This window comes from Pseudomonas laurentiana, from assembly GCF_014648275.1.
In the GTDB taxonomy this organism is placed as follows: Bacteria; Pseudomonadota; Gammaproteobacteria; order Pseudomonadales; family Pseudomonadaceae; genus Aquipseudomonas; species Aquipseudomonas laurentiana.
The window spans coordinates 41,449-64,492 of record NZ_BMQU01000009.1 but is presented as its reverse complement, the minus strand read 5'-3'; the positions used below and the strand labels follow the sequence as shown (position 1 = coordinate 64,492).

Annotated in this window: 16 protein-coding genes and 1 other RNA gene; 11 read left to right on the top strand and 6 right to left on the bottom strand. The window is 60.8% G+C overall.

Annotated features, from left to right (window positions below; translation table 11 throughout):
• Positions 1-17: 17 nt before the first annotated feature.
• Entirely contained in the window at positions 18-644 is a 627-nt protein-coding gene (locus IE038_RS11225) for a LysE family translocator (protein WP_163935614.1), read from the bottom strand.
• A 65-nt stretch (positions 645-709) separates the two neighbouring features.
• The gene (locus tag IE038_RS11220; RefSeq protein ID WP_163935617.1) at positions 710-2,059 is read right to left on the bottom strand and encodes an NCS2 family permease; all 1,350 of its coding nucleotides are present in this window, start codon (positions 2,057-2,059) and stop codon (positions 710-712) included.
• A 356-nt stretch (positions 2,060-2,415) separates the two neighbouring features.
• On the opposite strand from IE038_RS11220, the gene IE038_RS11215 reads away from it, so the two are divergent.
• Together IE038_RS11215 and aqpZ are read left to right on the top strand one after the other, a co-directional pair.
• Positions 2,416-3,183, top strand: coding sequence for a GntR family transcriptional regulator (locus tag IE038_RS11215; RefSeq protein WP_163935619.1), 768 nt, complete (start codon positions 2,416-2,418; stop codon positions 3,181-3,183).
• A gap of 163 nt (positions 3,184-3,346) precedes the next feature.
• Complete coding sequence (gene aqpZ, locus IE038_RS11210) at positions 3,347-4,045, top strand: aquaporin Z (protein WP_189395637.1); 699 nt, start codon at positions 3,347-3,349, stop codon at positions 4,043-4,045.
• Positions 4,046-4,049: 4 nt separating this feature from the next.
• On the opposite strand, the gene guaD is transcribed toward aqpZ, so the two are convergent.
• The 4 genes from guaD to xdhA are packed head-to-tail and all read right to left on the bottom strand — an operon-like array spanning position 4,050 to position 10,103.
• Positions 4,050-5,354: a guanine deaminase gene (gene guaD, locus IE038_RS11205; protein WP_163935622.1), complete on the bottom strand. Its 1,305-nt coding sequence runs from the start codon at positions 5,352-5,354 to the stop codon at positions 4,050-4,052.
• Between the two features lie 10 nt (positions 5,355-5,364).
• On the bottom strand, positions 5,365-6,210 hold the full coding sequence (gene xdhC, locus IE038_RS11200) for a xanthine dehydrogenase accessory protein XdhC (RefSeq protein WP_163935625.1): 846 nt from the start codon (positions 6,208-6,210) through the stop codon (positions 5,365-5,367).
• A 49-nt stretch (positions 6,211-6,259) separates the two neighbouring features.
• Complete coding sequence (gene xdhB / locus IE038_RS11195) at positions 6,260-8,656, bottom strand: xanthine dehydrogenase molybdopterin binding subunit (protein WP_189395636.1); 2,397 nt, start codon at positions 8,654-8,656, stop codon at positions 6,260-6,262.
• Positions 8,649-10,103 carry a xanthine dehydrogenase small subunit gene (gene xdhA, locus IE038_RS11190; protein WP_189395635.1) on the bottom strand — a complete coding sequence of 485 codons (1,455 nt, stop codon included), beginning with the start codon at positions 10,101-10,103 and terminating at the stop codon, positions 8,649-8,651. Before xdhA ends, xdhB begins: the two co-directional genes overlap by 8 nt.
• 239 nt (positions 10,104-10,342) lie before the next feature.
• Here xdhA and IE038_RS11185 point away from each other — a divergent pair, with 239 nt between their 5' ends.
• From IE038_RS11185 to IE038_RS11145, 9 genes are all read left to right on the top strand, one after another.
• Positions 10,343-11,002, top strand: coding sequence for a GntR family transcriptional regulator (locus IE038_RS11185; protein ID WP_163935628.1), 660 nt, complete (start codon positions 10,343-10,345; stop codon positions 11,000-11,002).
• Positions 11,003-11,004: 2 nt separating this feature from the next.
• Positions 11,005-14,493 carry a chromosome segregation protein SMC gene (gene smc, locus IE038_RS11180; protein WP_189395634.1) on the top strand — a complete coding sequence of 1,163 codons (3,489 nt, stop codon included), beginning with the start codon at positions 11,005-11,007 and terminating at the stop codon, positions 14,491-14,493.
• A gap of 204 nt (positions 14,494-14,697) precedes the next feature.
• Positions 14,698-15,573, top strand: coding sequence for a cell division protein ZipA (zipA, locus tag IE038_RS11175; protein ID WP_163935631.1), 876 nt, complete (start codon positions 14,698-14,700; stop codon positions 15,571-15,573).
• 240 nt (positions 15,574-15,813) lie between these two features.
• A complete protein-coding gene (gene ligA, locus IE038_RS11170) occupies positions 15,814-18,180 on the top strand; it encodes an NAD-dependent DNA ligase LigA (RefSeq protein ID WP_189395633.1) in 2,367 nt (788 codons plus the stop codon).
• 111 nt (positions 18,181-18,291) lie between these two features.
• Positions 18,292-18,388: signal recognition particle sRNA small type (gene ffs / locus IE038_RS11165), an RNA gene on the top strand.
• Positions 18,389-18,585: 197 nt separating this feature from the next.
• Entirely contained in the window at positions 18,586-20,646 is a 2,061-nt protein-coding gene (gene dnaX / locus IE038_RS11160) for a DNA polymerase III subunit gamma/tau (RefSeq protein ID WP_163935633.1), read from the top strand.
• A gap of 70 nt (positions 20,647-20,716) precedes the next feature.
• The gene (locus tag IE038_RS11155) at positions 20,717-21,043 is read left to right on the top strand and encodes a YbaB/EbfC family nucleoid-associated protein (protein ID WP_065760970.1); all 327 of its coding nucleotides are present in this window, start codon (positions 20,717-20,719) and stop codon (positions 21,041-21,043) included.
• 432 nt (positions 21,044-21,475) lie between these two features.
• Positions 21,476-21,964, top strand: coding sequence for a CS1 type fimbrial major subunit (locus tag IE038_RS11150; RefSeq protein WP_163935635.1), 489 nt, complete (start codon positions 21,476-21,478; stop codon positions 21,962-21,964).
• Positions 21,965-22,529: 565 nt separating this feature from the next.
• Positions 22,530-23,021 carry a CS1 type fimbrial major subunit gene (locus IE038_RS11145; RefSeq protein WP_163935638.1) on the top strand — a complete coding sequence of 164 codons (492 nt, stop codon included), beginning with the start codon at positions 22,530-22,532 and terminating at the stop codon, positions 23,019-23,021.
• Positions 23,022-23,044 lie beyond the last annotated feature (23 nt).

The following is a 23,044-nucleotide window of genomic DNA, read 5'->3' as shown; positions in this document are numbered from 1 at the left end:
GGCTTTGGCTTGGCGGCTTAGCGGCTTAGCAGTGCGGCGACGCCCGCGCCCCCGAACAGCCCGGCGCTGATCCGGTTGAATCCACTCTGCCCCTTGCCGGAGCGCAGGTAGCGGGCGGCACCTTGCGCGCCGAGGCCATAGGCGAGCTTGCACCCCAGGTCGAGTACCGTCCAGGTGGCGATCAAGATCAGCAATTGACTGAGCAATGGCTGTTCTGCATTGAGAAACTGCGGTAGGAACGCGGCGAAGAACAGGATGTCTTTCGGGTTGCTCGCGCCCAGCGCAAAGGCGCGCAGGAACAGGCTGCGAAAACCTGGCGTCGGCATGGCCTCAGGCACCTTGGCGCCCTGCGAGGGTTGGCGTGATTGCTGCCAGCTTTGCCAGGCAAGGTAAAACAGGTAAAGGCCGCCGACAATTTTCAAGACGCTGAACACCTGCTCCGAGGCCATCAGCAGCGCGCCCAGCCCCAGTGCCGAGGCGCTGAGCAGGCAGATCGAAGCGATGACACCACCGAGAAACGCGGGGTAGGAGCGACGCAGGCCATAGTTCAGGCTGTTGCTGATCATCAGCAAGGACAACGGGCCGGGGATCGCAATGACGATCAGTGCCGCGCCACAGAACAACAGCCAGGTTTCCACACTCATTTATGTTCTCCTTATGTGCGAAGGCCTCACCCGAAGGCGAGGCCGTTTTTACTGCGGTACAACCCTTACAAAAACATGAACTTGGCGATGAAAATGGCGCACAGCACCCACAGGCTCGCTGAGATTTCTTTGTGTCGGCCTGTACCGGCCTTCAGTGCGACATAGGTGATGAAGCCCAAGGCGATGCCGTCGGCAACCGAAAAAGTCAGGGGCATCATGATTGCGGTGACGATTGCCGGGATGCTGTCGGTGGCTTCATCCCAATTGATGTGGGCCATGCTGCCCATCATCAGCATGGCCACGTAGATCAAGGCGCCAGCGGTGGCGTAGGCGGGGATCATGCCCGCCAGTGGCGCGAAGAACATGGCGGCAATGAACAACAGCCCGACAACCACGGCGGTCAGGCCGGTGCGCCCGCCTGCGGCCACTCCGGCGGCGCTTTCCACGTAGCTGGTCACGGGCGGAACGCCTACCACGGCGCCAAAGACGCTAGAGGCACTGTCGGCTTTCAGCGCGCGGGAGAGGTTCTCGATGCGGCCCTCGGCGTTCACCAGGTTGGCGCGCTGCGCGACGCCCATCAGGGTGCCGGCAGTGTCGAACATGTGCACGAACAGGAACGCCAGGACTACGCTGATCATGCTGACGTTGAACACCCCGGCCACATCCATGGCCATCCAGGTCGGTGCAAGGCTGGGTGGCAATGAGAATACGCCGCCGTATTCCACCAGCCCCAGGCTCCAGCCGGCCAGCGTGACGCTGATGATGCTGATCAGGATGGCGCCGAACACTCGTCGATAGCTGAGTATCGCGATCATCAGGAAACACACTGCGGCCAGCAGGGGGGCGGGTTCGTGCAGCGAGCCGAGCTTGATCAGGGTGGCTGGGCTGTCGACGACAATGCCGGCGGTTTTCAGGCCGATCAACCCGAGAAACAACCCGACCCCGGCGCCCATGGCATGACGCAGGCTGACCGGGATGCTGTTGAGAAGCCACTCGCGCACCCGTGACAAGGTCAGCAGCATGAACAACACACCGGAAACGAACACCGCACCCAGGGCCGCTTCCCATGTGTAACCCATGGTGCCGACGACGGTATAGGTAAAGAACGCATTGAGGCCCATGCCCGGCGCCAGGCCGACCGGCCAGTTAGCGTACAGGCCCATCAACAGGCAGCCCAGGGCGGCGGCGATGCAGGTGGCGACGAACGCGGCACCATGGTTGATCCCGGCATCGGCCATGATGTTGGGGTTCACGAAAATGATGTACGCCATGGTGATGAAGGTGGTCATGCCGGCAATCAGCTCGGTCTTGACGGTGGTGCCATGCCGCTTGAGTTTGAAAATCCGCTCCAGCCAGCTCGTTTCGAGCGGTGGAGCAAGATCCAGCGTAGGGGCTTCGGATTTGCGGCTTTCCACAGCATGTACTCCTCAAGTCTTTTCTTGTTTTGCAGAGCCTGGCCTGCGCACGCACTGGGGGGCTCTGTGAGGGGGTAGGGTGGCAGGCGACCGGACTGCTTTATTGACCTTTAAGTCAGGAAGTTGCACGCTGCGATTATGCTTTTGTATACAAATAAATCAAATAATGTTTTATGCAGTGTGTGCATATTATTTGGCAATACCGCTATAACGGCTATCGCTACCTGCAGAATTGCTGTTGGCTGTGTACAATGTGCCGTACTGTTTTCCTTAATTTTTCTACTCACGGCTTGCCAACGACCCACTGTGCGGTATTACAGTTCGGATCCAATTGCCGGTTATCTGCTCGAGAACCCATGAACGAACAGCTGCAACCCCTCAAGAAACCCGCGCGTGCAGGCAAGGCCGGCCGCAGTGGCACTCAGGACGACATCGTTTACGCGCACATCTTCGAGGCGATCCTCGAGCAGCGTCTGGCGCCGGGTACCAAATTGAGTGAGGAAGCCCTGGGCGAGATTTTTGGCGTCAGCCGCACCATCATTCGCCGCGCGCTGTCGCGTCTGGCCCATGAAAGCGTGGTGCTGTTGCGGCCCAACCGTGGTGCCGTGGTTGCCAGCCCTACGGTAGAAGAAGCGCGCCAGGTGTTCTTTTCCCGGCGTCTGGTCGAGCGGGCGATTACCGAGCTTGCGGTCGAGCACGCTACCGTCGAGCAATTGAACGAACTGCGGCAAATGGTGCGTGACGAGCGCGACAGCTTTTCCCGAGGTGACCGCGGTGCCGGTATTCGCCTGTCTGGCGAGTTTCACCTCAAGCTGGCCGAGGCCGCGGGCAATGCACCGCTGATCAGCTTCCAGCGCAGCCTGGTGTCGCAGACCTCGCTGATCATCGCCCAGTATGAAAGTGGCAACCGCTCGCATTGTTCCTATGACGAGCACATGCAATTGATCGACGCCATCGAAGCCCGTGATGCGACGCTTGCGGTCAACCTGATGATGCACCACATGGACCACATCGACAGCAAGCTCAACCTCGATGAGGACAGTGCGTCCGATGACCTGCATGCAGTGTTCTCGCACCTGTTGCAGACCAAGAAACGCGGCAGCCCGGCGTCGACCAAGGGCTGATGCGCACGGCAAACGCGGGCTCCGGTGATTTCAGCAACCCTGCAATCACTGGCGCTTGCTCCATCCTCTGCTAGATTCTCAGCTGAACCACACCGCAAACCTTCATCAAGCAGTTGGGCTTGCGCTTTTTGCGTGCTGCTTCTAACTACTTGAGGATTGATCCATGTCGATGCCCCTGAGTAAACGCATGGGTGCTGAGCTGATCGGGACGTTCTGGCTGGTTTTGGGTGGGTGTGGCAGCGCAGTGCTGGCCGCGTCGCTCCCCAGCGGTATCGGGCTGGTCGGTGTTTCCATGGCCTTCGGGCTTACCGTACTGACCATGGCTTTCGCTATCGGTCATATCTCTGGCTGTCATTTGAACCCTGCGGTGTCGCTCGGGCTCGTCGTCGGCGGGCGCTTTCCCGCCAAGGAACTGGTGCCCTACATCGTTGCCCAGGTGATTGGTGCGGTCATCGCAGCGGCGTTGATTTACTACATTGCCAGTGGAAAGGCCGGGTTTGATGTGGCATCGGGCCTGGCCTCGAACGGCTATGGCGAGCATTCGCCGGCCGGCTATTCGTTGGCAGCCGGTTTTACCAGTGAAGTGGTGATGACTGCGATGTTCATCGTGGTCATCATGGGCGCGACCGACTCGCGGGCGCCGGCGGGTTTTGCGCCCATCGCGATTGGCCTGGCACTGACACTGATTCACCTGATCTCGATTCCCGTCACCAACACCTCGGTCAACCCGGCCCGTAGTACCGGGCCGGCATTGTTCGTTGGCGGATGGGCACTCCAGCAGCTCTGGCTGTTCTGGGTGGCGCCGCTGATCGGTGCTGTGATCGGCGGCGCACTCTATCGCGGGCTGGCGCGCGAACCTTAGCCGTTCAGCGTTGGTGCACGCTGCGACCCGCCGCGAAGGTTTCACGGACGGTGCGATCGTCGCCCAGGGTCATCAGCACGAACAGGGTTTCTTCGATGCTTTTCGACTGCTGCAAGCGGTAGGACAGCAGCGGTGTGGCGTTGTAGTCGAGCACCACGAAATCGGCATCGAGGCCGGGCGAGAGGCTGCCAATGCGCTCTTCCAGGCACAGGGCCCTGGCGCCGCCCAGGGTGGCCAGGTACAGCGACTTGAATGGGTTGAGCCGCGCGCCCTGAAGCTGCATGACCTTGTAGGCTTCGTTCAGGGTGTTGAGCAGCGAGAAGCTGGTGCCGGCCCCCACGTCAGTCCCCAGGCCGACCTTCACCTTGTGCTGCTCGGCTTGTGGCAAATTGAACAGACCACTGCCGAGAAACAGGTTGGAGGTCGGGCAGAAGGCCACGGCGGAGCCGGTTTCCGCCAGGCGCTTGCACTCGTCATCGCACAGGTGCACGCCATGGGCAAACACCGAGCGCTGCCCCAGCAACTGGAAGTGATCGTAAACATCCAGGTAGCCCTTGCGCTCCGGGAACAGTGCCTTGACCCATTCGATTTCCTTGAGGTTCTCGCTCAGGTGGGTGTGCAGGTACACGTCGGGGTACTCGCCCAGCAGTTGCCCGGCCAAGGCCAGTTGTTCTGGCGTGCTGGTCGGGGCGAAACGCGGCGTTACGGCATAATGCAGGCGGCCCTTGCCGTGCCAGCGCTCGATCAGGGCCTTGCTTTGCAGGTAGCTGGACTCGGCGGTGTCGGTCAGGTAATCCGGTGCGTTGCGGTCCATCATCACCTTGCCGGCGATCATCCGCAGGTCCAGGCGCTGGGCCTCTTCAAACAGGGCGTCCACCGATTCGGGATGAACGCTGCCGAACACCAGCGCGGTGGTGGTGCCGTTACGCAGCAGTTCCTTGATGAAGCGCTTCGCGACCTGCTCGGCATGGGCTTTGTCGGCGAACTGCCGTTCGCAGGGGAAGGTGTAGGTATTGAGCCAGTCCAGTAGCTGTTCGCCGTAGGAGCCGATCATGCCCGTCTGTGGAAAATGGATATGGGTGTCGATAAAGCCCGGGGTGATCAGGGCATCCTGATAATGCACCACGTTCACGTCTGTCGGCAGTGTCGGCAGCAACTCACTGGCATGGCCAATGGCGCTGATCTTGCCGTCTTCGACCACCAGCAGGCCGTCTTCAAAGTACTGGTAGGACGCTTCCACGCCGACTTCAGCGGGGTCGTCGAGGCTGTGCAGGATCGCGGCACGGTAGGCGTTGGGTTTTGCGCTCATGAGGCTCTCGTCAAAGGGCTTGGCTGCGCCGCGAGGGCGGCAGCAGCTGGGCAATGGGGCCGGCATTGGCGGCAGCGTCATGCTGGCCAAAATTGGCGTTGTAGGTGGCAATGATTTCGGCGGCGATGGACACGGCGATCTCGATCGGCAGCTTGCCCTTGACCTCGGCAATCCCCATCGGGCAGCGCATCCGTTGCAGCCGCTCCGGGGTAAAACCACGGTCATGCAAGCGGTGCTCGAACTTGGCCCGTTTGGTTTTCGAGCCGATCAATCCGAACCAGGTGAAATCATTGCGTTTGAGGATGGCAGCCGTCAGCTCCAGGTCCAGTTGATGATTGTGGGTCATGACGATGCAGTAACTGCCGACCGGAAGGTCGTCGACCTCATCGACCGGGTCTTCGCTGACGATTGTGCTGACCCCCGTTGGGATCGCCTCAGGGAACTCCTGCTCGCGCGAGTCGATCCAGCGAACCCGGCACGGCAAGGCGGCCAGCAAGGGTACCAGCGCCCGCCCGACGTGGCCTGCACCGAAGACGGCGATCTGCGCCTGTACCCGACCCATCGGCTCGAACAGTAACACCGTGGCGCCGCCACAGCATTGGCCGAGGCTGGCGCCGAGGCTGAAGCGCTCCAGGTGAGGTGCCTGGCGCCCTTCGGCCAGCATCTGCCGGGCGATGTGCAGGGCTTTGTATTCCAGATGACCGCCGCCAATGGTGTCGAACAACTGCTCGGCACTGACCACCATCTTGGAACCGGCGTTGCGCGGGGTCGAGCCGCGCTCCTCAATGATGGTGACCAGTACGCAGGGTTCGCCGCGTGCCTGCAGGTCGGCGAGGGCGTTGATCCAGGTGTGCATGTTCAGTGACCTCGTGGGTGACCGTATGGCTGTGCTGGCGATGGGGCGGTCATGGCGCTGCGGTCTCGGCCTCGGTGTGCGGTTGCGTCGCCATCGCCTTGCGCATTTGCTCGCAGCCCCAGAGTACCCGCTCCGGTGTGGCGGGGGCGTCGATCAGCGGTTGCTCACGGTAATTGGCGAGGCTGGCCACGGCATCCTTGATTGCACACCAGACGGCGATACCGAGCATGAACGGCGGCTCGCCCACGGCCTTGGAATGGAACACCGTGTCTTCCGGGTTCTTGCGGTTCTCGACCAGACGCACCCGCAGGTCGATGGGCATGTCGGCCACGGCAGGAATCTTGTAACTGGCCGGGCCGCTGGTCATCAGTTTGCCCTTGGCGTTCCACACCAGCTCTTCGGTGGTCAGCCAGCCCATGCCCTGGACGAAACCGCCTTCCACCTGGCCGATGTCAATGGCCGGGTTCAGCGAGGCGCCGACGTCATGCAGGATGTCGGTGCGCAGCACCTTGTATTCGCCGGTCAGGGTGTCGACGATGACCTCGGCGCAGGCCGCGCCATAGGCGTAGTAGTAAAAGGGTCGGCCGCGGGCCTGGCTGCGGTCATAGTAGATTTTCGGGGTCTTGTAGAAGCCGGTGCTCGACAGCGAAACCTGAGCGAAGTACGCCTGTTGCACCAAGGCGTCGAAGGTCAGGATTTCATCGCGTACGCGCACATGGCCGTTGCGGAATACGACGTCTTCTTCGCTGACCTTGTACTGCCGCGCGGCAAATTCGATCAGGCGTTGTTTCAGGGTTTCAGCAGCGTTCTGCGCGGCCTTGCCATTCAGGTCGGCGCCGCTGGACGCGGCGGTCGGCGAGGTGTTGGGCACCTTGTCGGTGTTGGTTGCGGTGATCTGGATGCGTGAGATATCGACCTGGAACACCTCGGCCACCACCTGGGCAACCTTGGTGTTCAAGCCCTGGCCCATCTCGGTGCCGCCGTGGTTCAAGTGGATACTGCCGTCGGTGTAGAGATGGATCAGCGCACCGGCCTGGTTGAGGAAGCTTGCGGTGAACGAAATACCGAACTTCACCGGCGTCAGGGCCAGGCCTTTCTTCAATATCGGGCTGTTGGCGTTGTAGCGGCGAATCGACTCGCGGCGCTCGGCGTAGTCGCTGCTGGCTTCCAGTTCTGCCGTGATCTCTTCGAGCATGTTGTGCTCGACGGTCTGGTGGTAGTGGGTGACGTTGCGTTCGGTCTTGCCGTAATAGTTGACCTTGCGCACCGCCAAGGGGTCGAGCACCAGATGGCGGGCGATACGGTCCATCACTTCCTCGATGGCGACCATCCCCTGTGGGCCGCCGAAGCCGCGGTAGGCGGTGTTCGAGGCGGTGTTGGTCTTGCAGCGGTGGCCGTTGATCGTGGCATCGCCCAGGTAGTAGGCGTTATCGGCGTGGAACATGGCGCGGTCGACGATGGACGCCGACAAGTCCGGCGAGCAGCCGCAGTTACCGGCCAGCTCGAAATGGATGCCCTGCAGCCGGCCACGGTCATCGAAGCCGACATCGTATTCCACATAAAACGGGTGGCGCTTGCCGGTCATGGTCATGTCTTCCATGCGTGGCAGGCGCATCTTGGTCGGCTGGCCGGTCAAGTGTGCGATCACCGCGCACAGGCAGGCCGGGCTCGCCGCCTGGGTTTCCTTGCCGCCAAAGCCACCGCCCATCCGGCGCATGTCGACCACTACCTTGTTCATCGGTACGTCGAGCACTTCGGCGACCAGCTTCTGTACCTCGGTTGGGTTCTGGGTCGAACAGTAGACGATCATGCCGCCGTCTTCGGTGGGCATGACCGAAGAGATCTGGGTTTCCAGGTAGAAATGCTCCTGGCCACCAATGTGCAGGGTGCCTTGCAGGCGATGGGGTGCATGGCTCAGGGCACTGGCCGAGTCCCCGCGCCGATGGGTGTGGCTGTCGAGGACAAAGTGCTTTTTGCGCAGCGCTTCGACCACGTCCAGTACCGGCTCCAGGTCTTCATAGGTGATGATCGCCGCCAGCGCGGCGCGGCGCGCGGTGTCGAGGTCGCGTGCGGCCACGGCCACCACCGGTTGGCCGACGAACTGCACGGTGTCGATAGCCAGCAAGGGATCGCCCGGCAGCAACGGGCCGATGTCTTTCAAGCCCGGTATGTCTTCATGGGTGATGGCAATGCGCACTCCCTCGAAGGCATAGCAGGGTGTCGTGTCGATACTGACAATGCGTGCATGGGCGCGGTCGGACAAGCGGGCATACACGTGCAACTGATTCGGGAATTCCAGACGATCATCGATATACACCGCTTCGCCGGACACATGCTTGTCGGCACTGTCATGCTTGACGCTGCGGCCGACACCGCTGGTCATGTCCTGGCTGAACAGGTCGGCCAGTTCTGCCTGGCTCTTGGCGACGTGAGGATGGTTAGACATAAGCGGTCACCCGGGTCTCGATGTGCGGTGTTTGCAGTTCGATGAAGTATTTGCGCAGCAGGTTCTGCGCACTGAGCAAGCGGTACTCCTTGCTCGCGCGAAAATCCGAAAGCGGCGTGAAGTCTTCCCCCAACGCCTGGCAGGCCTGTTCAATCAATGCCTGGCTCCAGGGTTTGCCCGTCAGCAGGGTTTCGCAGGCGTGGGCGCGTTTCGGGATGGCCGCCATGCCGCCGAAGGCGATGCGCGCTTCATGGATGACGCCGCCTTCTATGCGCAGGTTGATTGCGGCGCAGACTGCCGAGATATCGTCGTCCAGGCGCTTGGACAGCTTGTAGGCGCGGAACGCCCAGCCGGCCGAGGCCTTCGGCACGATGATCTTCTCGATGAACTCGCTCTCCTGGCGGGCCGTGATGCGGTAATCGATGAAGTAGTCTTCCAGGGCCAGGGTGCGCTGGCTGTCGCCTTTGCGCAGGACGATCTGTGCGCCGAGGGCGATCAGCAGGGGCGGGCCGTCGCCAATCGGTGATGCGTTGCCGATATTGCCGCCCAGGGTGCCCTGGTTACGGATCTGCAGCGAGGCGAAGCGGTGCAGCAGTTCACCAAAATCGGGGTACTCAGCGCTCAGCGCGTCATAGCAGTCGGTCAGCGGCGTGGCGGCACCGATCTCGATGCGGTCGTCGAAATGGTCGATGCGTTTCATCTCGGCAACGTTGCCGACGTAGATCATCACCGGCAGGGTCTTGTGGAACTGGGTCACCTCAAGCGCCAGGTCCGTACCACCGGCCAGCAGGCGCGCCTCCGGGTGCGAGCCATAGAGCTCGGCCAGGTCGGCCACGGTCAGTGGAACCAGGCAGCGTTTATCGCCGCTGTTGAGCTCGCCGGTCTCGTTGGGTGCAATCGCCTTGAGCCGGGCGAGGGTTTGCGCTTCGGCGGCCTCGAACGCGTCGGCCGCAGGCTGGCGGCAGGCGTGTTCGGCAGCCGCCAGGATCGGACGGTAGCCGGTGCAGCGACAGAGGTTGCCTGCCAGGGCTTCCTGAGCCTTGTGCAGGTCCGGGGCGTCACTGTTTTTCTGCAGGGCGAACAGCGACATCACCACGCCCGGCGTGCAGAAGCCGCATTGTGAGCCGTGGCAGTCGACCATCGCCTGCTGAACGCTGTGCAACTGCCCTTGGTGCTTGAGCCCTTCAACGCTGATCAATTGCTTGCCATGCAGCGCCGACACAAAGGTCAGGCACGCATTGAGGCTGCGATAGCGCAGGTGTTCGTGACCGTCCTGATCCACATGGCGCTCTGCAACCACGACGGTGCAGGCGCCGCAGTCGCCGCTGGCGCAGCCTTCCTTGGTACCGGGCTTGCCCAGATGTTCGCGCAGGTATTCAAGCACCGTCAGGTTGGGGTCCAGGGCGTGCTCACTGCGCAGCTCCTGGTTAAAGAGAAACTGGATCACGGAAGGCCTCACAAGCGAATTATTGTTGTTGAGCGGGGTTGTGCTGACTCTAAGCAGACCTGACTTCTCGGTCAATATCTTTCTGACCTTCGGGTCAAGAAAAGTGCAGTAATGATGCGTGGCGCGCTCTACAACTGACTTTTTAAGCATAGAACGGGCCGAGAGGCCCTGCGCGAGTGGGGGGCAAGTGCGCTACAATCCCGCCTTTGTGCATCGTTGAAAGAGTTTGAAGGAAAACCATGACGTTCAAGGCGCCGGACAGTCTCTCCGAGCAAATTGCCCATTACCTGGCCGAGCGGATCATTCGCGGCGAGCTCAAGCCCGCCGAACGCATCCAGGAGCTGAAGGTCACTCAGGCGCTGAATGTCAGCCGCGGCTCCGTGCGTGAGGCGCTGCTGATCCTCGAGCGCCGGCACCTGGTCACGATCCTGCCGCGTCGCGGGGCGCATGTGACCGAGCTTAACGAGCACAATGTACGCAGCCTCTGCATGCTGATGAGCGAGCTGTATATTCTGTTGGGCAATGCCGTTGCCACACATCTGCGCAGCGATGCCGAGCTTGCCCCTTTTCTGGCCATTCAGCAGCGTTTGCGCGTTGCCTGCGAGCGCAAGGACATCAAGGCATTCGTTGAAGACAGCTTCGCGGTGATGCGCGCGGCCTATCCGTTTGCCAACAACCCTTACCTGCAGGAAACCGTCGAGAACCTGCAGCCGGCCATGAGTCGCACGTATTACCTGGCGCTGGATCAGCGCAAGGCCGAAATGGATGACTTCCTGGTGTTGTTCGCGCAACTGCTCGACGCTGTGGTCGCACGTGACCTGCCGCGCATCCGCGCCGTACTGGTCGAATATTGTCAGCGCAGCTGCGACCTTGTGCTGATGGCGCTGGTGCCTGCCTGAGCATGCGCCTCAAGTGCATTCGCCTGGCCGGGTTCAAGTCCTTCGTCGACCCGACCACCGTCAACTTCCCCAGTAACATGGCGGCGGTTGTCGGGCCCAATGGCTGCGGCAAGTCCAACATCATCGACGCGGTGCGTTGGGTGATGGGCGAAAGCTCGGCCAAGAACCTGCGTGGCGAGTCGATGACCGATGTCATCTTCAATGGCTCGACCAGCCGCAAGCCGGTCAGCCAGGCGAGCATCGAGCTGGTCTTCGACAACAGCGACAACACCCTGGTGGGCGAATACGCTGCCTATGCGGAAATCTCCATTCGCCGCAAGGTGACCCGAGACGCACAGAACACCTATTTCCTCAATGGCACCAAATGCCGGCGCCGTGACATTACCGACATCTTTCTCGGCACCGGCCTGGGGCCGCGCAGCTACTCGATCATCGAGCAGGGCATGATCTCCAAGCTGATCGAAGCCAAGCCCGAAGAGCTGCGCAACTTCATCGAGGAAGCCGCTGGCATCTCCAAGTACAAGGAGCGTCGCCGCGAAACCGAGAACCGCATTCGTCGCACCCATGAAAACCTCGAGCGCCTGACCGACCTGCGCGAAGAGCTGGAACGCCAGCTCGAACGCTTGCACCGTCAGGCCCAGGCTGCCGAGAAGTACAAGGAATACAAAGCCGAGGAACGTCAGCTCAAGGCGCAGCTGGCAGCCTTGCGCTGGCGTGCGCTGAACGATCAGGTGGGCCAGCGTGAGGCGATCATCGGCGACCAGGAAGTGGCGTTCGAGGCATTGGTTGCCGAGCAGCGCAATGCCGATGCCAGCATCGAGCGCCTGCGCGACGGTCACCATGAACTGTCCGAGCGGTTCAACCTTGTTCAGGGGCGGTTCTACTCGGTGGGCGGTGATATCGCCCGGATCGAACAAAGCATTCAGCACGGCCAGCAGCGCCTGCGCCAATTGCAGGATGACCTCAAGGAGGCCGAGCGTTCGCGTCAGGAAACCGAGTCGCATCTTGGGCATGACCGCACCTTGCTGGCGACGCTGGCTGAAGAACTGGACATGCTCGAGCCCGAACAGGAAATGACCCTGGCCGCTGCCGAAGAGTCCGCAGCAACACTGGAAGAAGCCGAAGGCACCATGCACGGCTGGCAGGAACAATGGGACAGTTTCAATACCCGTTCTGCCGAGCCGCGACGTCAGGCAGAAGTGCAGCAGTCACGCATTCAGCAGCTGGAGCACAGCCTGGAACGCCTGTCGGAGCGTCAGCGCAAGCTGGGCGAAGAGCGCGACCAGCTCAGTGCCGACCCTGAAGATGCCGCAATACTGGAGTTGGGCGAGCAGTTGGCCAGCAGTGAGCTGCTGCTTGAAGACCTGCAGCAGGAAGAACAGCAGGTCGTCGAACAGCTTGAGGCCCTGCGCGAACAGTTGCAGCAGGCCGGCTCGGCTCAGCAGCAAGCCCAGGGCGAGTTGCAACGCCTGGGCGGTCGTCTGGCTTCGTTGGAGGCCTTGCAGCAGGCCGCGCTAGACCCGGGCAGTGGCACCGCCCGTTGGCTGCAGGCGCAGGGCCTGGCGCAACGTCCACGGCTGGCCGAGGGTTTGCGCGTCGAGCCGGGCTGGGAGTTGGCGGTCGAGACCGTGCTGGGCGCGGACCTGCAGGCGGTGCTGGTCGATGACTTTGCCGGCCTGGACCTGGCCCGCTTCGATCAGGGCGCACTGCGCCTGCTCGATGTCCGCGGTACTGCGGCGAGCCTGCCGGGCAGTGTGCTCGACAAGGTTCAAGGCCGGGTCGATCTGGCGCCTTGGCTGGGGCAGGTTCGCCCGGTGGAAAGCCTCGACGCAGCCTTGGCGTTGCGTGGCCAACTGGCCGAAGGGCAAAGCCTGGTCAGCCGTGACGGTTACTGGGTCGGGCGGCACTTCTTGCGGGTGTCGCGTGCCAGCGACGCTGAGGGTGGGGTGCTGGCCCGAGGGCAGGAGCTTGAGCAACTGCGCCTTGAGCGCGAAACCTTGCAGGGCGAGCTGGAATTGCTGGACGAGCAGTTGCTCAGCCTGCGGGAGCGGCAGCGCAGCCTGGAGGACGGTCGCGAGCAGGTGCGTCGTCGGGCGCAGGACGAAGCGCGTCAGCAGGGCGAACTCAAGGCGCAGTTGTCGGCGGGCAAGGCGCGTGCCGAGCAGTTGGCGCTTCGTCGCCGTCGCCTTGACGAAGAGCTGGGCGAGTTGCTCGAGCAGCGTGCCATCGAGCACGAAAGCCTCGGTGAGTCGCGCTTGCAGCTGCAGGACGCACTTGACCTGATGGCGCAGGATACCGAGCAACGTGAGTTGCTGCTGGCGCAGCGCGACCACCTGCGTGAGCGGCTTGATCGGGTGCGCCAGGAGGCGCGGCAGCACAAGGACCACGCCCACCAGTTGGCGGTGCGTTTGGGCTCGCTGCGTGCCCAGCATGACTCCACCCGTCAGGCGCTGGAGCGGCTTGAATTGCAGTCGGAGCGGCTGACCGAAAAACGTGAGCAGTTGACGCTGAACCTGGAGGAGGGCGAGGCGCCGCTGGAAGAACTGCGGCTCAAGCTTGAAGAGCTGCTGGAAAAACGCATGAGCGTCGATGACGAAATGCGTCAGGCGCGCTTGCACATGGACGAAGCCGACCGCGAGCTGCGCGAGGCCGAGAAGCGTCGCAGCCAGGCAGAGCAGCAGTCCCAGTTGCTGCGGGGGCAGCTTGAGCAACACCGGATGGAATGGCAAGGGCTGAGCGTTCAGCGCAAGGCCTTGCAGGAGCAGTTGCACACCGATGGCTATGACCTGCATGGCGTGCTCGAAACCCTGACCGAGCAGGCCAGTGAGCAGGAGGCAGCGCTTGAGCTGGAACGCATCGACGGGCGTATTCAACGCCTGGGTGCAATCAACCTGGCGGCCATCGATGAGTACCAGCAGCAGTCCGAACGCAAGCGTTATCTGGATGCCCAGAACGATGACCTGGTCGAGGCGCTGGAGACGTTGGAAAACGTCATCCGCAAAATCGACAAGGAAACCCGTAACCGCTTCAAGGATACCTTTGATCAGATAAATGCCGGTTTACAGGCGCTTTTCCCAAAAGTTTTCGGTGGCGGCAGCGCGTATCTGGAACTGACGGGCGAAGATTTACTCGATACAGGGGTGACGATCATGGCGCGCCCGCCCGGGAAGAAAAACAGCACCATCCACCTGTTGTCCGGTGGAGAAAAAGCGTTGACTGCCCTGGCGTTGGTGTTCGCGATCTTCAAGTTGAACCCGGCACCGTTCTGCATGCTCGACGAAGTCGATGCGCCACTGGACGATGCCAACGTGGGACGATATGCCCGGCTGGTAAAGGAAATGAGCCAGACGGTGCAATTCATCTATATCACCCACAACAAGATCGCCATGGAAATGGCCGATCAATTGATGGGGGTGACCATGCACGAGCCCGGTTGCTCGCGCCTGGTGGCGGTTGATGTGGAGGAGGCGATGGCCATGGTCGACGCCTGATCGGGAGCCCTGAAGCGTGAACTTGCGCTTAATGGTCCTGTCAGTTGCGACAGACGGTGTAAAGTTATCTTTGGTCGTGCTAGCTTAATGGCAATTTTTCTTACGCGTGGGCAAAACGCCTGTCAGAACATAGAGTTGGCGCCACGTTTTAAAGGGCTTTAAGCCCTTTATTTATCAGCATTTTTTACAGAGGCACGGGATTACATGGAAATCGGTCTGCGCGAGTGGCTGATCGTCATCGGCATTATTGTCATCGCCGGTATTCTTTTTGACGGCTGGCGTCGTATGCGTGGTGGCAAGGGCAAGCTGAAATTCCGTCTGGATCGCAGTTTCTCCAACCTGCCTGATGAGGAAAGCAGTCCTGATGTGTTGGGGCCTTCCCGCGTACTGGACAATCACAAGGAACCGGAGCTGGACGAGCATGACCTGCCGTCGATGAGTGCGCCGTTGCGTGAGCGTGAACGTGAGAGCAAGCCGAAGTCCTCCAAGCGCAAGCGCAACAGCGAGCCGCAACAGGGCGACCTGAACCTGGCCGCTGAGCCACGTGAGCCTGACTTGTTTGCCGATGCGTCCGATGATTTCCCGGACGAAACGCGCACCAAGAGCACCGGCTTTGGCGCCGCCAATGAAGGCAAGGAGCTGCCACCGGTAGAAGAAGTGCTGGTGATCAGCGTGATCTCCCGTGATGACGGCGGCTTCAAGGGCCCGGCACTGCTGCAGAACATTCTGGAAAGCGGTTTGCGTTTCGGCGAAATGGACATTTTCCACCGCCATGAAAGCATGGCCGGTAATGGCGAGGTGCTGTTCTCCATGGCCAACGCCGTCAAGCCGGGTGTATTTGACCTGGACGACATCGACCATTTCAGTACCCGTGCGGTGAGCTTCTTCCTGGGCCTGCCAGGCCCGCGTCATCCGAAACAGGCGTTCGACGTGATGGTGGCGGCTGCGCGCAAACTGGCCCACGAGCTCAATGGCGAGCTGAAGGATGACCAGCGTAGCGTCATGACCGCGCAGACCATCGAGCACTACCGCCAGCGTATCGTCGAGTTCGAGCGCCGGGCGCTGACTCAGAAGCGTTGATCCCCAAGCACCCTAAACACTCAAAGAGCAGCCTCGGCTGCTCAGGTTGTTGACAACCCCCTGTGTGATCTTCGTGGGAGCAGGCTTGCCTGCGAAGCTATCGATGGGGTGTCCGTGAATTCGCGGCGCCTGCATCGCAGGCAAGCCTGCTCCCACCGTGAGGAAGCCGTTGAACGGCGCGGGTGTGTCAGCAGTCTGGGCAATCAAGGCTGCTCTTTTGCATGGCAAGAGAACACGAACATGACCGTCGAAACCCGAATCCTCGCCCTGCGCGCCGAACTCCAGCAGCACAACCGGCGCTATTACGAGGAGGATGCCCCCAGTATCCCGGATGTCGAGTATGACCGCCTGTTCCGCGAGCTGCAGGCCCTGGAGGCAGAGCACCCCGAACTGGTGACGCCAGACTCGCCGACCCAGCGCGTCGGTGGTGCTGCCCTGTCGGCCTTCAGCCAGGTGCGCCATGAAGTGCCGATGCTGAGCCTGGGTAACGCCTTCGAGGAAGGCGACCTGCGTGATTTCGACCGGCGTGTGGTCGACGGGCTGGAATTGCCGGCGGGCGACCTGTTCGGCGGCGGTGCGGCCGTAGAGTACAGCTGCGAGCCGAAGCTCGATGGCCTGGCGGTCAGCCTGCTCTATCGCGACGGCCTGCTGGTGCAGGGGGCTACCCGTGGCGATGGCACCACCGGTGAAGACATCAGCGTCAACGTGCGTACCGTGCGCAACATCCCGCTCCGGCTGGAGGGCACGGGTTGGCCGGCTGTGCTCGAAGTGCGCGGTGAAGTGTTCATGTCCAAGGCCGGTTTCGACCGCCTGAACGCCAGCCAGATCGAAAGCGGCGGCAAGCCCTTCGCCAACCCACGTAACGCCGCCGCAGGCAGCCTGCGTCAGCTTGACTCGAAGGTCACCGCGAGTCGACCGCTGGAATTCTGCTGCTATGGCCTGGGGCAGGTGTCGGCAGACATCGCCGATACCCATGTCGGCATTTTGCAGCAACTCAAGGCCTGGGGCTTGCCGATCAGCCCTGAACTGAAGCTCGCCGTGGGCGTGGCGCAGTGCCTGGATTACTACCGTGACATTGGCAATCGCCGCAACGACCTGCCTTATGAAATCGATGGCGTGGTGTTCAAGGTCAACAGCCTGGCCTATCAGCGTGAGCTGGGCTTTCGCGCGCGTGAGCCGCGTTGGGCGATTGCACACAAATTTCCGGCCATGGAAGAGCTGACCGAAGTGCTCGACGTGGAGTTCCAGGTGGGCCGTACCGGTGCGGTGACGCCTGTGGCGCGCCTGAAACCGGTGAAGGTTGCCGGGGTCACGGTGGCCAACGCCACCTTGCACAACATGGACGAAGTGGACCGGCTGGGCTTGCGCATTGGTGACACGGTGATCATCCGCCGCGCTGGCGACGTGATCCCTCAGGTCATGCAGGTGGTGCTGGAGCGGCGCCCGGAGGATGCGCGCCCGGTTCATATTCCACAAACCTGCCCGGTGTGCGGTTCCCACGTGGAGCGTACGCAACTGGTCAAGCGCAGCAAGGGCAAGGAGACCGTCAGCGAGGGCGCCGTCTACCGCTGTGTGGGGCGTCTGGCCTGTGCGGCACAGGTCAAGCAGGCGATCATCCATTACGTCTCGCGCCGGGCCATGGACATTGATGGGCTGGGCGAGAAAAGCGTCGAGCTGTTGGTCGACGTGGGCCTGATCCGTTCGCCTGCCGATCTCTACAGCCTGACCTTCGAGCAGATCGTCGACCTGGAAGGGTTCGCCGAGTTGTCCAGCAAGAACCTGCTGGCGGCCATCGAGCACAGCAAGCGGCCAGCGTTGGCGCGGTTCATCTATGCCTTGGGTATTCCCGATGTGGGCGAAGAAACGGCCAAGGTGCTGGCGCGCTCCCTGGGCTCGCTGGCGCGGGTGAGCGTGGCGTTGCCTCAAGTGTTGACCTACCTGCCGGATATCGGCCTGGAAGTGGCCCATGAGATCCACAGCTTCTTTGGCGACAGCCACAACCAGGCGGTCATCAAGCAATTGCTGGGCGCGGGCATCGTCTTGCAGGATGAGGGCGAGGTGCATCCCGAGTTCGCAGCCAGCACCACCCTGGCAGGCCTCATCGAAAAACTGAACATCCCGGGCATCGCCGCGACCGGGGCCAGGAACCTGGCTGAAAAGGCCGGTGGCCTGGAGCAGGTGATCGCGCTGAGCCGCGACTGGCTCGAACTGAGCGTCATGAAAGGCCTTAATGAAAAGGCCAAGCAGGGCTTGCGTGAGTTTTTCGCCGTGCCGGACAACGTAGCGCAGGCGCTTGCCATTGAGGCTCAGTTGTCCGACTTCGGCATGCACTGGGCCAGTGAGAAGAAGGTCGCCGAAGGCTTGCCGCTGGCCGGTCAGACCTGGGTCCTCACCGGCACCCTGGAGCGCATGAGCCGCGACGTGGCCAAGGTCAAACTGGAAGGGCTGGGCGCCAAGGTGGCCGGCTCGGTCTCGGCCAAGACCCACTGCGTGGTCGCCGGCCCAGGTGCAGGTTCCAAGCTGGCCAAGGCCAATGAACTGGGCCTTCAGGTGATGGATGAGGACGCCTTTGTCGTCTTCCTCGCCACGCACGGCATCGAGGCATGAACCCAAGTCCTTGAGAAACGTTGGTTTTTTCTTGAGGCAGAGGTTGTAACTTGGCGCAAGACCGGTACAATGGCGCGGCTCGTCGCTTGATGAGCCGCGTAGTGGTGGCCCCATCGGTCCCCCCGCAACGATTACCCGTCAACCTGGTCAGGCCCGGAAGGGAGCAGCCATAGCGGGAACATCGTGTGCCGGGGTGTGGCTGGTGGGGCCGCCTCCATTTTGAAAGTCCCCCTCCCGTTATTTCCCCTCTCAGACAGCGTTTTTGCTGTGTGAGCCGTCGTCTATTTGACGATTGAGCCGCACCGCTGCCTGTCCTCTTGCACAGCGTAGACGACACCGGATGCAATTTTGCCCCCGCTCCGCTAGCATTAGCCCTCTTCAGCTTCTGGATCGCGACGGTTTTCGATGAGTTATCAGGTTCTTGCACGTAAATGGCGTCCGCGCTCGTTCCGCGAAATGGTCGGCCAGACCCATGTGCTCAAGGCCCTCATCAACGCGCTGGACAATCAGCGCCTGCACCACGCCTACCTGTTTACCGGTACCCGGGGTGTCGGCAAGACCACCATTGCGCGCATTATTGCCAAGTGCGTTAACTGCGAAACCGGTATCACCTCGACCCCGTGCGGCACCTGTTCGGTCTGCCGGGAAATCGACGAAGGCCGTTTTGTCGACCTGATCGAAATCGACGCCGCCAGCCGGACCAAGGTCGAGGACACCCGCGAACTGCTCGATAACGTGCAGTACGCGCCGAGCCGTGGGCGCTTCAAGGTCTACCTGATCGACGAAGTCCACATGCTTTCCAGCCACTCGTTCAACGCCTTGCTCAAGACGCTGGAAGAGCCGCCGCCCTACGTCAAATTCATTCTCGCCACCACCGATCCGCAGAAGCTGCCGGCCACGATTCTGTCGCGCTGCCTGCAGTTCTCGCTGAAAAACATGACCCCGGAGCGCGTCGTCGAGCACTTGAGCCATGTGCTGAGTGTCGAGAACGTACCGTTTGAAGACGATGCCCTGTGGTTGCTTGGGCGCGCCGCCGACGGTTCGATGCGCGATGCCATGAGCCTGACCGACCAGGCCATCGCCTTTGGCGAAGGCAAGGTGTTGGCTGCGGATGTCCGGGCGATGCTCGGTACCCTTGATCACGGCCAGGTCTATGGCGTGCTTCAGGCCCTGCTGGAGGGCGATGCCCGGGCATTGCTCGAGGCGGTTCGACAGCTGGCCGAACAAGGCCCGGACTGGAGTGGTGTGCTCGCAGAGATGCTCAATGTGCTGCACCGCGTGGCCATTGCCCAGGCGTTGCCCGAAGCGGTCGATAACGGCCAGGGTGACCGCGAACGCGTGCTGGCACTGGCCCAGGCGCTGCCAGCCGAAGATGTGCAGTTCTATTACCAGATGGGCCTGATCGGTCGTCGTGACCTGCCGCTGGCCCCCGATCCGCGCAGCGGCTTCGAAATGGTCCTGTTGCGGATGCTGGCCTTCCGTCCGGCCGATACCCCGGATGCACCCAGGTCGACACTAAAGCCAGTGGGGATCAGCCCGGCCACAGCTGATTCCACACGAGCAGTGGCTGCGGCCACCGCTATGCCGCCCGTGCAGGCGCCGGTGCAGGTGCCTGTAGTCGAAGCCCCCGCGCCCGTGGCTGAGCTGCCTGTTGCGCCCGCGCTTGAGCCGCAGCCCGAACCCGTCGTTGAACCCGCCCCCGTGGTCGTTGCCGAGGCCGAGATCGATCTGCCCTGGAACGATCCGCCGATGGCGCAGGCTGTAGTAGAGCCAAAACCAGAACCAGAACCAGTAGTTGAAGCCGAGCTGGTTGAGGCCGTGCAGCCTGAGGTGCCGGCGCCGGTTGCGGCTCCGGTGGTGGAGGCGCCACCGCTCGATGATGACGCCAGCTACAGCCCGGCCGGCATGGAGCGGGACGACGAGCCGCCGCTGGACGAGGATTACTACGAGCCCGAGCTGGACCCAATGGGCTACAGCTACCTGGATGAGTTGGCCAGCGAAACCGCCCCCATGGCCGCCGAACCTGAGCCTGTGCTCTTGCCGGCAGCCCAGCCGGCCACCGGGCTTGCGCTGCAATGGTTGGAAATGTTCCCTGCGTTGCCGGTTTCCGGCATGACCGGCAATATCGCCGCCAACTGCACCTTGATGGCCGCCGAGGGCGATAACTGGCTGCTGCACCTCGACCCGGGGCAGGGCGCCTTGTTCAACGCTACCCAGCAACGGCGCCTTAACGACGCGCTGAACCAGCACCTGGGGCGCAGCATCAACCTGGTCATCGAACTGATCCAGCCCGAACAGGAAACCCCGGCCCAGGCCGCCGCGCGTCGCCGTGCAGAGCGCCAGCGAGATGCAGAAGCATCGATTCATGCTGATCCGTTCATCCAGCAGATGATCCAGCAGTTCGGTGCCGTGGTGCGTGACGATACTATTGAACCTGTGGACGCTTTGGTTGGCCAAAGCGAGTAACTGAATGACACTGGCGGCCAGGAGCGTGCTCCCGGTCGTATTCCGTAATGTGATACTTGAGGTGATCCCCATGATGAAAGGTGGCATGGCCGGCCTGATGAAGCAGGCCCAGCAGATGCAGGAAAAAATGGCCAAGATGCAGGAAGAACTGGCCAATGCTGAAGTGACCGGTCAATCCGGTGCAGGCCTGGTCAGCGTGGTGATGACCGGGCGTCACGACGTCAAGCGCATCAGCATTGACGACAGCCTGATGCAGGAAGACAAGGAAGTGCTCGAAGACCTCATCGCCGCTGCCGTCAACGACGCCGTGCGCAAGGTCGAGCAGAACAGCCAGGACAAAATGGGCAGCATGACCGCCGGCATGCAATTGCCGCCGGGCTTCAAAATGCCGTTCTAAGGCATCAGTCGCTAAAAATGCCAGGCCAGTGCCTGGTGCTGGTCAGGTAAGCCTCTGCGCTTTACCTTCTGGCACACGTAACCGAAATCCGATGCCCGAACAGGCATCGGATTTTTTTTGTGCCCAGCATGACGGCCATCTTGCAGGTGAAAGCACCGTTATATGCTGATCCAGTGATCTGACCGCTATGCGTCAGGCTTGTTACTCCTGAAAGCATCAGCATTTGGGGCGGAGTATGGCTGTCAATACGTGGCGCATGGCGTGTGCTGTAGTATTTTTCCTACACAATCCTAGGGTTAGTCCGCTTTGCCCCGTTAGCACCTGAACCTAAAGTGTGCTCATTCGCTGCACGGCAAGATCAAGTGGTCAGTCCGTAATGCAGGAATGGGTAGAGATTTAAACTTCTCATCAACTTTACTGGGTGTACTTAAAATGACTTTCTTGAAAAAAACCGTCTTCATGCCTTTCGCTTTCGTCGCTGCAGCGTTCTCTGTGCAGGCTGTGGCCAGCCCTATCAATCACACTATTCAGTTGGAGGCCGTTGTGCCAACCGCTGATTTTTATGTGATTCCAAATGATTCAAGCTGGATCGGTAATACTCAGGTTCTTAGCTATAACCCGGTCAATGGGGAGCTTTCTTCGCTGGTAAAACAGTTTGATGTGCTGCATACCGCTGGCTCTATCGAAGGTGCATTGCTTGCGCCAGCGGTGCTTACAAGTGCCACCGACAATATTCAACTGACTGTTAAATTTAATAACAAGACGCTCACGACCACCGCGCAGGAAGTGGTCAGCGAAACGCAGGCTGCAGCCCCGAGCGTTGTTAATTTTGAAATTGCCCCGGTCAAACCAGCTGCGGGGGGCTATAAGCCAGGTGTCTACACCGGCAACGTACAGTTGACCTTTGATGCAAAAATTTAATGTTTAACGCTAGCTGTTTACTTGCTTGCTGAACCTTCGGTTGTAGTAAGCGTAGGATGGCGTAGTCAAAGTTCCAGAGCTTACTCGATCTTCCGATGGATACTTCGGTATCTGTCGGAAGAATCCTTTCGCCTGACATTCGGCGCCTTGTCATGTTTCGGCTTGCCTGCTTGCCCGTTGCGACTGCCTTGGCTGCCTGCATGGGGGTATCTGCTCCGTCAGGCGCAGCACCTTCAACGCATCCGAGTTTGCTGGCCCAGGCAGAAGGGCGACCCAAAGAATTCCATGAGCATTTCTTCGGCGTGCCATTGCCGTACGAGCAAGGCTAGATCGTCTTACGCCTGAAAAACCCAGCATGTGGGGTAGGGCATGGTGGCGAATATGTGGCGCATGGCGTAGCTGTAGTACTTTTCCTACAGGATCCTAGGGTTAGTCTGCTTTAACCATTTAGCGCCTGAACCTAAAGTGTGCTCATTCGCTGCACGGCACGATCAAGTGGTCAGCCCGTAATGCAGGAATATGTGGAGATTTAAACGTCTCATCAACTTTACTGGATGTCCTTAAAATGACTTTCTTGAAAAAATCTGTATTCATGCCTTTCGCATTCGTTGCTGCAGCGTTCTCTGTGCAGGCTGTGGCCAGCCCTATCAATCACATTGTTCAGTTGGAAGCCGTTGTACCAACCGCTGATTTTTATGTGCTGCCAAATGATTCAAGCTGGATCGGTAACACTCAAATTCTTAGCTATAACCCGGTCACTGGGGATCTTTCTTCGCTGCTCAAGCAGTTTGATGTGGTGCATTCCGCCGGTTCTATCAAGGGTGCATTGCTTGCGCCAGCGGTGCTTACAAGTGCTACTGACAGCATTCCGCTGACCGTTAAGTTCAATAACAAGACGCTCACGACCACGTCGCAGGAAGTGGTCGCTGCAGCACAAGCTGCAACCCCGAGCGTTGTTAATTTTGAAATTGCCGCGGTAAAACCAACAACGGGTGGCTATAAACCCGGTAACTACACCGGCAACGTTCAGTTGACCTTCGATGCAGTGACTCCATAACGTCATCTGTTTACGTGCTTGCT